The 13221-nt window shown below is 38.0% G+C and carries 12 protein-coding genes; 4 read left to right on the top strand and 8 right to left on the bottom strand.

From position 1 onward, the window contains the following. Positions 1-64: 64 nt before the first annotated feature. The 4 genes from copZ to AC2TDL_RS10590 all read right to left on the bottom strand — a co-directional run bounded on the left by copZ (position 65) and on the right by AC2TDL_RS10590 (position 6597). Positions 65-271, bottom strand: a complete 207-nt coding sequence (gene copZ, locus AC2TDL_RS10605; RefSeq protein WP_484696106.1) for a copper chaperone CopZ — start codon at positions 269-271, stop codon at positions 65-67. A 145-nt stretch (positions 272-416) separates the two neighbouring features. Beyond that, positions 417-2576: a methyl-accepting chemotaxis protein gene (locus tag AC2TDL_RS10600; protein ID WP_484696105.1), complete on the bottom strand. Its 2160-nt coding sequence runs from the start codon at positions 2574-2576 to the stop codon at positions 417-419. Between the two features lie 190 nt (positions 2577-2766). Further along, positions 2767-3594: an alpha/beta fold hydrolase gene (locus AC2TDL_RS10595; RefSeq protein WP_484696104.1), complete on the bottom strand. Its 828-nt coding sequence runs from the start codon at positions 3592-3594 to the stop codon at positions 2767-2769. A 189-nt stretch (positions 3595-3783) separates the two neighbouring features. After that, the gene (locus AC2TDL_RS10590) at positions 3784-6597 is read right to left on the bottom strand and encodes a glycoside hydrolase family 3 protein (RefSeq protein ID WP_484696103.1); all 2814 of its coding nucleotides are present in this window, start codon (positions 6595-6597) and stop codon (positions 3784-3786) included. Positions 6598-6850: 253 nt separating this feature from the next. Between AC2TDL_RS10590 and AC2TDL_RS10585 the strand changes: the two genes are divergently transcribed. Together AC2TDL_RS10585 and AC2TDL_RS10580 are read left to right on the top strand one after the other, a co-directional pair. Continuing rightward, positions 6851-7585 carry a glucose 1-dehydrogenase gene (locus AC2TDL_RS10585; RefSeq protein WP_484696102.1) on the top strand — a complete coding sequence of 245 codons (735 nt, stop codon included), beginning with the start codon at positions 6851-6853 and terminating at the stop codon, positions 7583-7585. A gap of 141 nt (positions 7586-7726) precedes the next feature. Further along, complete coding sequence (locus AC2TDL_RS10580; protein WP_484696101.1) at positions 7727-8593, top strand: aldose epimerase family protein; 867 nt, start codon at positions 7727-7729, stop codon at positions 8591-8593. A gap of 137 nt (positions 8594-8730) precedes the next feature. Here AC2TDL_RS10580 and AC2TDL_RS10575 read toward each other — a convergent pair whose 3' ends face one another. Both AC2TDL_RS10575 and AC2TDL_RS10570 read right to left on the bottom strand, forming a co-directional pair. Then, the gene (locus AC2TDL_RS10575) at positions 8731-9012 is read right to left on the bottom strand and encodes an alpha/beta-type small acid-soluble spore protein (protein ID WP_484701137.1); all 282 of its coding nucleotides are present in this window, start codon (positions 9010-9012) and stop codon (positions 8731-8733) included. A 175-nt stretch (positions 9013-9187) separates the two neighbouring features. Continuing rightward, entirely contained in the window at positions 9188-9460 is a 273-nt protein-coding gene (locus tag AC2TDL_RS10570) for a hypothetical protein (RefSeq protein ID WP_484696100.1), read from the bottom strand. 130 nt (positions 9461-9590) lie between these two features. Between AC2TDL_RS10570 and AC2TDL_RS10565 the strand changes: the two genes are divergently transcribed. Further along, positions 9591-9980 (top strand): helix-turn-helix domain-containing protein, encoded by a 390-nt coding sequence (locus AC2TDL_RS10565; RefSeq protein WP_484696099.1) that lies wholly within the window; start codon positions 9591-9593, stop codon positions 9978-9980. A 187-nt stretch (positions 9981-10167) separates the two neighbouring features. Here AC2TDL_RS10565 and AC2TDL_RS10560 read toward each other — a convergent pair whose 3' ends face one another. Next, entirely contained in the window at positions 10168-11439 is a 1272-nt protein-coding gene (locus AC2TDL_RS10560; protein ID WP_484696098.1) for a TraB/GumN family protein, read from the bottom strand. A 136-nt stretch (positions 11440-11575) separates the two neighbouring features. Next, positions 11576-12409, bottom strand: a complete 834-nt coding sequence (locus AC2TDL_RS10555) for a helix-turn-helix transcriptional regulator (protein WP_484696097.1) — start codon at positions 12407-12409, stop codon at positions 11576-11578. Positions 12410-12631: 222 nt separating this feature from the next. Here AC2TDL_RS10555 and AC2TDL_RS10550 point away from each other — a divergent pair, with 222 nt between their 5' ends. Continuing rightward, the gene (locus AC2TDL_RS10550; protein ID WP_484696096.1) at positions 12632-13183 is read left to right on the top strand and encodes a hypothetical protein; all 552 of its coding nucleotides are present in this window, start codon (positions 12632-12634) and stop codon (positions 13181-13183) included. Positions 13184-13221 lie beyond the last annotated feature (38 nt).

Below are 13221 nucleotides of genomic sequence, written 5' to 3'. Positions count from 1 at the left end.
AAGTGCAAAAACAGATCGTGCTAAGATAGCACGATCTTTATTGGCAATAGTAAAACTAAACCTGTTACACAATATCGTAGCCTTGGTCTTCAATAGCTTCTGTAATTTGATCTAGGCTGATAATCGATTTATCAAATGCAACATCTACCTTGCCTTCAGCAAGATTTACTTTTACCGATTGAACGCCTTTCAACCCGCCAACATTTCCTTCAATCGCATTTACACAATGTCCGCAGGACATACCTTGTACACGAAGGGTTACTTGTTCCATTGTCTTTCCTCCTCAAATTGTCAGCTATGACTGTATTATTAACAAGACGCATACACTTTAACAACTGCACTAAATCAATGGTATATGTCAAATGTACTATACCCCCGTTAGGTATGTCAATTCTCTATTGTTAATTTTTTTTCGTTCACTTATTTACATGAAATTGAGAAAGCAGCGCTCGCAATTCTTGAGATAAGTCATTTAAACGCTGAGATACTTCAATTAATTGAGAGCTAATTGTGATTTGATTCGCTGACGTTGCTGCAACCTCCTCTGAAATTGCTGTTGACTGTTCCGCTGTAGCACTTACATGCAACATCATTTCTGATAGTGTTGTTTGCGCTACATGCAGCTTGGTAACAGACTCTGATGTTTGTTCGATATTAGAAATAAACAGCTCCATACGTTGATCTACATCGCGGAATATAGAATCTACTTGATTTGCAATCTCAATTTGCTCCTGATAAATTGGATAGCTTGTTTTTAATGCCTGTACAGTTGCCTCAATTTCTTCAACGATAGCGTTAATAATGTTGCCAACTACATCAATGGATTGTCGTGATTGATCAGCAAGCTGACGCACTTCATTTGCTACGACCATAAAGCCTCGACCATGCTCACCAGCACGAGATGCTTCTATCGCTGCATTCAGTGAAAGTAAATTCGTATTTTTAGCAATATTGCCCAGTAAATCAAGAATTTTTCGAATTTCTTTAGCACGAGACACCAGCTTGTCTGCACGCATCATTGTCTCATGGGTTAGCTTTTCTCCTTCATTACTTTTAGTAAGCAATGCTCCCATCTGCTCAATTCCACTTCTACTGCCTTCTCGTACATGATTGGCATATTGCTGCATATTCCCGTTATGCTCCATTAAGTTATCCATTTCATGCGAAATAGAAGCTGCATGCATGCTTCCATCCTCAGATTGGGTTGCCAGAACATCTGCACCTTTGGCAATCTCATCTGTAGCATGAGCAATTTCTCTTGCAGATACATCTACCTTTTTCGATACTGTCTGCAATTTTTCAGCAGTTTCAAGCACATAATCAAGTGCAGCACTTGTGCGATAGATGAGCGACTCCACATTTTCCGCCATTTTATTAAAGCTTCTGCCTAATATCCCAATTTCATCTTTACGATTGCTATGCATACGAACAGTCAAATCTCCATGCTCCACTCGACTCATTAGGCTTGAAATTTCCCGTATTGGAGTGCTAATCATTCGAGTAATGATTATGCCAAGCAAAATCGAAATCGCTATTGCACCAATAATAAGTGCCCAAGTAATTGTTACAATCCGATCAATACCTTGCGTAAGTTCTTTTAATGGAATGCTTTGAATTAAACTCCAACCTGTGCGATCTGAAGTACTAAAAACAATAAGCTTATCTTTCTCGACAAAGGAACCTGACTTCTCGGCATTGTCTGGTATTTGATACATTCCATATGTTCGTCGCTGTAGACTAACTGTCTCATTTTCAGCAGCAGCTTGATCAGCTTGTTCCTCGTAAGGAGTATCAGTGTACACCAGCTCTCCTTCTGCTGTAACAAGCTCAGGCAGTTTACCATCACTTAATTGCAAATTAGATAGTGCCTCGGCAATAACCTCATCCTTAAACTCAATAAACAGCAAGTAGTTGCCGCTATTAGCTTTTAACATTTTCCCCATAGAGATATAGGATATTGCATTTTCTCCTTCTCCCTTAACAATTGAGCCAAGCCAAACTGCTTTACCATTCGCTTCAATTACTCGATCAAAATACTGCTTATAAAAGCTTATCGCTGATGTACCATTTCCTGTGGAATATAGTGCATTAACAAAATCTCGCCCTGTATCAATTTGCGTATAAATATGCTCATCAAACAAATGTATGTATACTTTATTAGTTGTTGCATATTGCTTTAACGTATTACTAATTTTACTTTCCACATTCATACGGTTTTCAGTAATACCAGATTGTATAAGATTTAATCGATATGATAGATCTCCCATAAATTCTTGATCCATAACGATTTGAAGTGAAATATTTTCATAGAAATTTAATAAATAATCAAGCTTTTCTGACGTTTGCTGCAAACTTTGTGTTGCCACCTCGGATACTTTATTCTCCATCGCACGACTTGAAACAAAATACGAGATTAAACCTACTGCAACAACGGCACTTACCATACTAACAATGAAAAACAGAAACAGCTTGGATCCTAAGGAACGAAACAGTGTAACCTTGTCAGCAGGTGTTGCTACGCTTGAAGTATGGTTGTAAGCGTATTCATTTTGTTGTGCCTTCTTATTTGCCCTCATAAGTTCAGCCTCCATCATTAGATTAATAAAAATATTATTTATTAACGTTTTTATTATCCTTAATATTACTACTTATTTCGTATAAATACAATATAAATATAAATATTAATTATTAATAAAAAAATATGGTACTGCATGTTCATGCAGTACCATATTCAACAGAGTCATAAGGCTAAAAGCAGCATTCTATTTATAAGGTTGAAAGTCCTAGCCATTTGAGAATAGTATCGTTAACCGTTTGCTTATCCTCCCAAAACGCACCGTGACCGCCATTAACTAATGGGACGAGCTGCGCATTGGACAATTGTTTGCTTAATTGTTCTGCTTGAGCATATGGAACAATGTGATCCTGCAAGCCATGCAGAATCAATGTTGGAACATCGATCGCTGCAATATCTGAATTTAGATCCAGCTGGCTAAGCATGTTCATAATTGCAATTGTAGACCAGCCTGCTGCCTCCAAGCCTAAATGAAAAAACCACTGCTTAAACGGCTCTGTGGCATATTGAAAGAAAAATTGATCCGTTAACTCCTGCAGCATATGCGGCCGATCCTGTAAAGTCATATTAATAAATTGCTCAGCTGTAGCAGGCGGTAAGCCGACAGGAACAGCTGCATCCAACAAAATTAAACCTTTTACACCAGCACTTCCATGACGAGCAACATAATGAAAAGCAATTGCCCCTCCTGTAGAATGACCTAACAAAACAATATTTTGTAGCCCTAATGCTACCACTACTGCTCGAATATCATCCGCCAGCCTATCAATTGTATAGCCATTGAAAGGTTTATCTGATTTGCCAAAACCGCGCCAATCGATCCCAATACATCTAACCCCGTAATGAGGAAGCATGTCGAATTGATACTCAAATTGCTTATGACTTAATGGCCAGCCATGTAAAAAAATAATCGTTTCCTTCCCGCTTGGATTAATATCCACGACATATAATTTCACTCCTGACTCTACCTCTACAAAAAAGCCCATAACCTCACGCCCGCTTTCTATCATCTTCTTCATAAACTATATTCCTTGAAAGCTTGGGCAATACCATTAACTGTTCTCCTGCAAAAATAACAAAGCTGTACAAAACGTCAGACCAATACTAACGCTTTTGTACAGCTTGCAACACTGCGAAAATAATTCGTACTTTTTAGAGTAAATTTATTTCTGTTAGACGTTTGAGTATTTATCAATACAATGGATTAATTAAACCTTTTTTAACTCAATCCAATCAATTTCCATACCTGGCTTAATAAACTCAAGCTTCATTTCATAGTATCCAGGCTCCAGTTCAATTTTCACTAGCTTTTGTCGAATCCATTTACCATCAGTTCCGTTTGTTTGAATAGTGGTCGCTAGCTGATCGTTAAGCAGTACATTTGTGGCACTTTGTGCTACATTCGTATGAGGAGACATAATTCGCACAATGATCCGATATTCTCCGCCTTCTTCTACTTGGAAAGTTACTGTTCGATTAACCTCAGCTTTAATTTGCGACTGAAGAGATAGATTTTGTACAGACTCAGGTTGAGCCGTATGTGCTTGCGGGCGTGACTTAATTAATGTTACGCTGTCATCAAACTTTTGCTCACGTGTAAAGACTAGTGCATTCATGATAAACTTACATATATTTATTGCACTGCGCTGTAGCTCGCCGCGAGTTAAGCTGCCATTTGCAAGTGAAGCAATCGTATTATCATCATTGGAATTAATTTCTGCACCGTAATTGTTAACGACCATATAAAGATCGTTTTGTGCTCTAATCATTGAATTCGTGTTACGTGCATCTGCTGGTCCGCCATGAATAGCATCATTCATTACTGCCCACCAGTCAGTCATAACAATTCCGTCAAAGCCCCATTCCCCACGTAAAATAGTCGTATTGAGATCGTAATTAGAAGCAGACCAATGACCATTAATCGGATTATAAGAGGTCATAATTGAATTTGCTCCGCCTTCTTTTACAGCAATTTCAAAGCCTTTTAAGTAAATTTCACGTACGGCACGCTCTGAAACAATAGCATTGACCTTTGTACGATATTTTTCCTGATTATTGCAGGCAAAATGTTTGAGCGTCGCTGTAGAGCCTCCGCGCTTAATTCCTTTCGTACAAGCAGCTCCAAAAGCACCTGTAACCAACGGATCTTCTGAGAAGTATTCAAAGTTTCTTCCGTTAAGCGGACTGCGACGAATATTCATTCCCGGTCCCAATAGCGTATCAATTTGATTGCTAACAAGCTCTTTTCCTTCCAGCACATACAGCTCTTCAACTAGCTTTACATCCCATGTAGCAGCAAGCAGTGTACCTATTGATACTTGTGTAGCCTTTAAACCGCTGTCCATGCGAATACCGGATGGACCATCCGCCGTACAAGCAACAGGTATCCCAAATTTATACAGCGCATCACTTACACCGCCAAATGCAGATGCCGTTCCTGACGTAACAAGCGGGCTGCTCATTCCTTCTCCACGCACGATAGCAGCCAAATCTTCATCAGAGAGCTGTGCAATAAATTTCTCCATACTAACGCGGTTTTCCTTAACATCTTTAAGCTTATATCCACGATCTCCTGTTTGTGGAATTGTAGGTGGAAGGTTATTTAAAATTCGCTCTTCTAATGAAATTGTACGCTTTGGTACAGGCTCATAGCTTACTTCATATGTACCGTCTTCTTTGCGAGCGCCAGGTTTCATTCGTTTATAGTCAACAGTAGGTGCTAACGCTTCACTTAATTGCTCAACTAACAGCGTTTCCTTAATTTCGTAGCCATTACTAACCGCTGCTTCTGATTGGAAACCAACTCTTACTGTATTTCTTACACTGTTGCCAACGTAGAACTGATATTCTCCCGCTTCTAGCACATAGGCAGAGCGGTAGCCAGTTACACCTGCATCATCATAGGATGCCATTGAATTAACAGAGAAAGTTAACGTTAGCTGTTGCGACTGTCCAGGCAAAAGCTCATCTGTTTTGGCAAAGGCTACTAATGAACGGCTTGGCTTACCAAGCTTGCCTTGCGGTGCACATACATATACTTGAACAACCTCTTTACCGCTATATTTGTCGCCAATATTGGTTACAGTTGCTGCAATTTTGATATGCTCCTCACCATTTAGCGTAACGAGCTTTGCTGCTTGAGGTTCAATTTTAAATGTGGTATAGGATAACCCATAACCAAATTCAAACTGCACCTTTTCTGGACAGAACGTTTCAAAATAACGATAGCCAACATAAATGTCTTCCTCATAGTAGTTCTCTATTTCGTTTCCATAGTTTTTGGTGGAAGGATAATCTGCAATGGAGTAAGCAATTGTATCGGTCAGTTTACCGCTAGGCGTCACTTCGCCTACAAGCACGTCAGCAATCGCATTGCCTCCCTCCATACCGCCATGCCATGCATAAATAACTGAAGAAATTGGGTGAACATAGCTTTCATCGTTCAACCAGCTCATATCAATAATATTCGATACATTAAGCACAACGATCGTTTGCTCAAATTGGGCAGTAACTAGCTTAAGCATTGCTTTTTCATCTTCTGTTAACAGGTAGCTGCCCTCAGCGATTTCATTATCTTTGTCCTCGCCAGCCGTTCTGCCAATCACGACAATCGCTTTAGAGGACTTAGCTCTTGCTTGTGCAACAAGCTCTTCTGTTAACGGCATTTCTGCTTGATGCCACGGCTCTGCTGCCCATCCGCCTCCGCCATTGTCAAATGGATGCTGCTCAATCCATTGTTCGTACACCTGTGCCAAATCTTCATTGACTGTAATTTGCTTTTTAGCACGCAATCCATCTAATAAATTAGTTGTATGCGTGACATGGACACTTCCGCCAGAGCCTGTACCGCTGCGATAGTAATTAATTTGAATTCTCCCGAATATTGCAACATAATCCCCAGACTGGAGTGGCAATGCCTGATTATCATTTTTAATCAATACTGCCCCTTGTGCTGCAACCACTCTGCTGAATTCTGCAAAGCCAGGCAATGGTATTCCAAAAGTTTGAACAGCTACAACCACATCAATCACTCCCGTTTATCGATTAATTTATTCAAATCCATTCAGCGCACTGTAAGCCATTTCTTGTAGTTTCGTAATATTATAAATAGCCTTTTATATTGCGGTCTACACCAAATTTTTATGATAAATACTCTAAATTTTGCTGATTTTCAGGTGTAATTAAAATCACAGCCTATAGCAATACTATTTGTTAAACTTAAAGTGTAAAAGCAATACTTTTTTTACTTAACTTTTTCAAAAGGAGCAGATGTAGATGTCAAGATTAGCTGGAAAAGTCGCTATTGTAACAGGCGGAGCACGCGGTATGGGTGCGGCACATGCAAGAAGATTCGTAGCAGAGGGTGCTAAAGTCGTACTCACAGACATTATTGAAGAAGCTGGTCAAGCACTTGCTCAAGAACTTGGGGAAAATGCACTGTTTATTAAACAAGATGTAACAAAAGCCGATGAATGGGAAAAAGTAGTTGCAGAAACTGAGAAAAAATTTGGACATGTCAATGTGCTTGTAAATAATGCAGGCATTAGTGTTGCTTCCAATATTGAATATATGACAGAAGAACAATATCGCAGAATTATTGATATTAATCAGGTTTCCGTATTTCTTGGTATGAAAGCGGTATTACCTTCCATGAAACAAGCTGGCGGCGGTTCGATTGTTAATATTTCTTCGATTAATGGTCTAGTTGGCGGAGCAGTTGGCTATACTGATTCGAAGTTCGCTGTACGCGGTATTACGAAAGCAGCCGCACTAGAATTTGCGAAATATGGCATTCGCGTAAACTCTGTACATCCTGGAGTTATCGAAACTCCTATGGTAACAGAAGGCGATGCTGTTGAACAGATTAAAGAATTTGCAAAAATGATTCCTGTTCAACGTTGGGCACAACCTGAAGAAATTACAAACCTTGTATTATTCTTAGCATCTGACGAATCCAGCTACTCAACTGGTTCTGAATTTGTCGCTGACGGCGGCTTAACTGCAATGTAATTGTTCAACCATTTCGAGTCCTTTACAGCAATTATGCTGGGAAGGACTCTTTTTTATATGCGCATTTATTATGATCATGGTATGATCAAGAAGAGTTCGATAAGTTGACATCATAGCGGGAGCTAGAATTAGGAGGAAACTATGTTTAAGTGGCAAAAAAAACAAGCTGCATTTGAAACCTATGTTTTAAGCACAGAAAATGAACAAACTTTCTTTGAAGTAGTGCCAGAGCGTGGCGCGATTATTAGCAAATACGTCTATCAAGGACAAGATGTATTTTATTTAGATGAAGCAACATTAGTTGATAAAAGCAAAAATATTCGGGGCGGTAATCCGGTGCTTTTTCCAATTAGCAGCTATTTGGAAAATGAAACTTATCGCTATCAAGATAAAGAATATCAGCTAAAACAGCATGGCTTTGCTCGCAACTTGCCTGCGCAAGTAACTAACGTAACAGCAGACGAACATGCAGCTTCCATTACACTTGAAATTGTTCACAATGAAGAAACGTTGACTCGCTATCCTTTCGCGTTCAAGCTGCAATTAATCTATACGCTTAATGCTGAAGGCTTAACTGTTCAAGCTAACGTTACAAATTGTGATAATAAAGAAATGCCATTTTATTTAGGCTATCATCCATATTTCTATGTTGCAGATAAATCCCAATTACAACTAGAGATCCCATCCCAACATTACAATAATATGTTGGCAAACAGTGTAATTAATGGGCAGTTTAATCTTCAACAACAAGAATCAAATGCCATTTACAATCAGTTGCAAGGTAATAGCTGTCATATGATAGATAAATCACGAGGCTTAAAAGTTTCCATTGACTTCGACGAAGTTTATCAATATATTGTGCTTTGGGCATTAGATGGAAAACCATTTATTTGTATCGAACCATGGATGGCACCTGTAAACGGTATGAACGTAAATCAAGGGGTTCAACGACTGCAAGCCGGTGAAACCCATAGTTCTGTTATTACAGTTACAGCTAAGTTATTATAAAGTCATGCTGGTTTAAAATAAAAACGATACGAGAGCGATAATTACATTGGACTGCATCCCATAATACTAACTCTCGTATCGTTTTTTGTTTTAATAAAATTTAATTTTAATTTATATTACACATAAACTTACCGCTATTACTGCTTATTATTTATTAATTGCTGCTGAGCAAGTCGTATCATTTCCTTAACCATCGCTCCGCCAATTTTGCCGCCAATGTGACCCGCCTGCTCTGTTGTAAGATTGCCATTTCCTTCTCGACTTAAATTAACTCCAAGCTCCTTAGCTACCTCAAACTTAACATCATCAGGACGCTGCGGATCAACGGCATATCCTTCATTTTTCATCACTTGCGCCTTAAATACCTGCATTCCGCTTTCCGCATGCTCAACTACATATTTTCGCCTTCTTCTTGCCATCATTATGCACTCCTTGAACATAGGATTTGAATGTAACTTTCCCGATTTGCTTTCTTTTCATACGAACTAATTCAAAAGGATAGTGTAGCCAGGCTTAAAGGAAAGAAATTAAGAAAGGATACTTGCGGATCATAAGCTGACTTATATTGTGGCATAATACGCTTTAAGCTTAAACTTAATCCAATATTTCAATTACGGTTTGCGGAGATAATTTTGCAAAAATATTTTCAATCGCTGCCTTTGTTTTTGGATTAGAAAGCGCAGCTTTACATAAAACTAATGTATGAGGTTGTTGCTTGACGATGTGGAAAATGACTGCATTAGATAATTGCTCAGCAAAACAAGCGATAACACCTCCATCTTGATAAATGATACTGCCTGCAATTTCATACCTTTTATAACGTTCGATTCCTTGTACTGTATTATTCACAGTTATTAGTTTTTCCATAATCATCCCTCTAATTTTCAATATACATTTACTCAGAAGTTTAATTATAATGAAACATTGTTGTTTTTTTTCATTATACATGAATCTCTTTTTTCTGTAAAATCCAATACGCTAGGGATGAGGTGATGGAATGTCTGAGTTAAGCTTACTAATTGGAAAGCAATTAAAAATGATTCGTAAAGCAAAAGGATTAACGCAACAGCAGGTAGCAGATTGCATTGCGAATGAAAATGATAAGGAAGGCTTTAACAAGTCGCGTGTTTCCAAAATCGAATCAGGCAAAGAAAATATTACACTTTCTACCCTAGAGTTAATGTTAAATGCCTTGAACGTTACGCCATTTGAGCTATTTAACTTTCAAAAGTACCAAAATAGCTCTGACTTTGAAAGTAAAAAGCTCATGATCGAAGCTCATCGCTGGCAGTTAATGGAGCGTCCGCTTAATGAAGTGAAGTATATTGTAAATACGACAAATGATTTTATTAATACGATTGAGCAGAAATATAAATATGATGAATAGCAACAGCCATCCCATAATCTAAGGATGGCTGTTTAATTTTTTATCGTGTGAACAGAATAGAAAATCGAACAATGCAAAAAACTCCCATCCATATCAAATAGACAATTGATTCTATTTGATACGATGGGAGTATGAACAAGCATTGAGCTGAGTTTGCTTCACTCTCTCAGCTTAGCCTAATTAGCCATTAAATTCTAGTTACGTTATAACCTTTTTCTTTTAGCTTTGTAACTAGACCATCTTTACCAAGCAAGTGTAGATAACCTACGACTACAAAATAATCTTCATTCTTGTCATTATTCAAGTAGCCCTCAATTTTTTCGAGCATACCTACATGACGGTTTGGCAACATTTTTTCATAAAATTCGGGAGTTTCCTCCATAACAGCTACTAAATCCTCTAAAGCTTTATCATCACCATTAATCCATGATTCAGCCAAAATTTCGATTGGTGGATTTGTTAATTCTTCAGCTTGGTTTATGCCATAAATACTATCCAGTGCTACATTGACTAATTCCTCTTGTAACTCCTTAGAAAAGCTACTAAACGCTTCAAATTGGGAAGCATAAGACTCTAATTCAAGAATTGGCTTATTTTCAAGCTGGGCTCTATTTATAAAGTATAGGTCTACCCCTAGTCCACCTTGATAACCAGCTACTGCCGCTTGATAGTTCGTCATGTCAACGTAAACCGCCCACGGCTTATAAGCATCGTATGCTGTAGGTTCAAGTTGCAAATCGTTTAAGAACCCTTGGATACGGGCATATGTTTCTGCTGAAACATGATCCTTCAAAGTTGTATTATCGCTATAGGTTTGCAGCTTGTTTATTAATTCTAATGTTTGCTGATCAGGCTCTTTCGCAATATTCACTTCTACAACAAGCTTATCAGAGTTTTCAAATGCTTGCTCAATTTCATCACGCAACGGGTACATTTTAGTATCTCCTAAATGAATAGAACCTGCCAAATATAATTCTACTCCGTCTTTCTCCACTTTCCAAATATACCCTTTGCTAGGGAGTTTAACTAATGCAACAGAATTTGCTGCTCCATTCCAGTCCACTGTAAAACCGATCGCTTCACTAATAAAGCGCAACGGAATAAATACGGTATCATTTTTTACTTGAGGAGCAACAGTTAATGGTACCTCATGACCATTAATATAAGCAGTCGGTTCGCCAATTTTTAGCGCTAATGATACGCCATATTTCTCAGCAACAATGATTTCATTTTCTTCATCCCAAGATACTTCGTATTGTAGAGCATCAAAAATTTGATGAGCAGGAACAAGGGTTGTTCCCTTTTCTACAAATGGAGCTGGATTGCCAAACTGAATCTGCTCCCCGTTAATGGAAACGGTTACTGCTTTTGTCGTAGTACTAGGCTGCTGTGCATGAACACCTGTTGCTAGTGTAAATACTAAAATAAGCGAAAACAATAATGAGGTCAGTTTTTTCATCTGATTCTCCCCTAAAATTATTTTTTCAGCCTCAAAGCCTATTAAAAATGAATATATAATAACATTTAGGATTATTCTATATCCCAAATTAGATATAATTCTCTATCATGTATGAAGCTATAAAACATGTAAGATGCTATAGAAACTTTCTCATAAATTGCCCTTTATCATAAACCTCTGTTTTTCTGTAAATCTTCTTAATTATATTTCTCACAGTTCCTTCTTTTATCCCCAGCTCGCTAGCAATACGCAATGCACTATAATTTTTCAACCACATATGCCCAATTTGCTTCTCTCTTGGTGATAAACGATATTGTTGAAAACGCACGCATAGCGATTTATCTTGATTGCCTGCTTCTAATTCTGTTTCAATTCCTTTTAATGTAGTTGAGAACAAGCTAGCCATAAGTAAATAATCGTCACGAACGGAAAATGACATATCTAGATAACCGATAATTTCACCATTCTGACGTATTGGGCTACAGAAGCAATTCCATTCTTTAAACAAATAAAAATCATGCTCTGCTCCGCTTAGAAAAATCCAATTTTTTAGTTCAATTGCTATGCTGATCGCATTTAAACCAGCATTTTTAATAGAAAATATTGAGCCTGCTCCTACGTTATGCTGTTGATTAAGCGAATCAACAATCTCTCGCGGACCTACGATTGATAATACGACTCCACTTACAGAAGTGATAATGAACACAACAGATTTAAACATGCTCGACATTGCAAGCTCACAATGCTTCGTTGATGCTGCTTGTAGAAGTTGATTGCGATATAGCTCCTGCTCTAACTTCTTTCCTGCAATTCTTTCCTTCATACGCGATTGCTGAAAGTAACGTTGCTGCTCCATCGATTGTCTATGCTCGTCCCATTCTTGTATTAAATCTTCATTAAGTGAAGATAGCGTTTGCCATAGCGGCTTGTTCATTCCAGTCTCTAACTCAAACGTTAAGGCCACAATCATAATCAGCTCCTTTGGATCTTCATTTGAGTAATAGAGTAAATATTATTAATTGTATATTAAATTTTAGCAAAATAGTAATAATTGTCGTAATTTGTATTTAATTCTTCATAGGTGTAATATTTTACTTTTATAACTATGACATTAGTAATGCGTGAACCGCTTTAAGCATTGTGACAATATAGAAGTGAATAGCTATTCCATACTGTACAAAGGAGGATGAACTTGAGTATTGAGGAACTGATCGAGCTCGTTCAGCTACACGGAACTTCTATTTATCGATTTTGTTATAAACTGACAGATAATGCTGATCGCGGCGTTTATTTGGCAGTTAGCAGCGGTACTGCCTTCTATAGTGACAAAGCCTTCGGTTATGATGAAACAACAGGAATGACCTACATCAAAGATGATTACGAGGGCGCTGCTGTTTTATATGAGCTACCTCTAGACCCAAATAAAGCAGATCACGCTAAAGCAGAGACTTATTTGCAAACTCTATTACAGTCAAATCAATCTTCTCAAATTGAAGATAAAGGAAATTCGACATCAGATACCACTCATGACGAAATGATTATGCGCCTAGAGATAATACTTGAAAAGCTGCAACGCGGAGAAGAGGTTGGTATAACTATTGAAGATTCTATTGCAGAAGTAAGTTATGATCATAAGGGGAATATTACGTATAGCTACAAAGATTATTCAGTGACCCTACCTCTTCTGCAAGTGTTTGAAGAAGGGGAAACTGGATTCTCTACTCGAAAAATATCCATTAGCTGAAATGCAGACAATGTGTACACTGCTCTGTTATTTCATAG

The organism is Paenibacillus sp. plas6 (assembly GCF_057221655.1).
The sequence above is the reverse complement of the archived record's forward strand: the minus strand, read 5'-3'. Positions and strand labels throughout refer to the sequence as shown.

What these genes read in the sequence shown, in the direction of transcription:
- copZ (WP_484696106.1), bottom strand. Translation starts at nt 271, where the DNA reads ATGGAACAAGTAACCCTTCGTGTACAAGGTATGTCCTGCGGACATTGT.
- AC2TDL_RS10600 (WP_484696105.1), bottom strand. Translation starts at nt 2,576, where the DNA reads ATGAGGGCAAATAAGAAGGCACAACAAAATGAATACGCTTACAACCAT.
- AC2TDL_RS10555 (WP_484696097.1), bottom strand. Translation starts at nt 12,409, where the DNA reads ATGATTGTGGCCTTAACGTTTGAGTTAGAGACTGGAATGAACAAGCCG.
- AC2TDL_RS10560 (WP_484696098.1), bottom strand. Translation starts at nt 11,439, where the DNA reads ATGAAAAAACTGACCTCATTATTGTTTTCGCTTATTTTAGTATTTACA.
- AC2TDL_RS10585 (WP_484696102.1), top strand. Translation starts at nt 6,851, where the DNA reads ATGTCAAGATTAGCTGGAAAAGTCGCTATTGTAACAGGCGGAGCACGC.
- AC2TDL_RS10575 (WP_484701137.1), bottom strand. Translation starts at nt 9,012, where the DNA reads ATGGCAAGAAGAAGGCGAAAATATGTAGTTGAGCATGCGGAAAGCGGA.
- AC2TDL_RS10580 (WP_484696101.1), top strand. Translation starts at nt 7,727, where the DNA reads ATGTTTAAGTGGCAAAAAAAACAAGCTGCATTTGAAACCTATGTTTTA.
- AC2TDL_RS10565 (WP_484696099.1), top strand. Translation starts at nt 9,591, where the DNA reads ATGTCTGAGTTAAGCTTACTAATTGGAAAGCAATTAAAAATGATTCGT.
- AC2TDL_RS10570 (WP_484696100.1), bottom strand. Translation starts at nt 9,460, where the DNA reads ATGGAAAAACTAATAACTGTGAATAATACAGTACAAGGAATCGAACGT.
- AC2TDL_RS10595 (WP_484696104.1), bottom strand. Translation starts at nt 3,594, where the DNA reads ATGAAGAAGATGATAGAAAGCGGGCGTGAGGTTATGGGCTTTTTTGTA.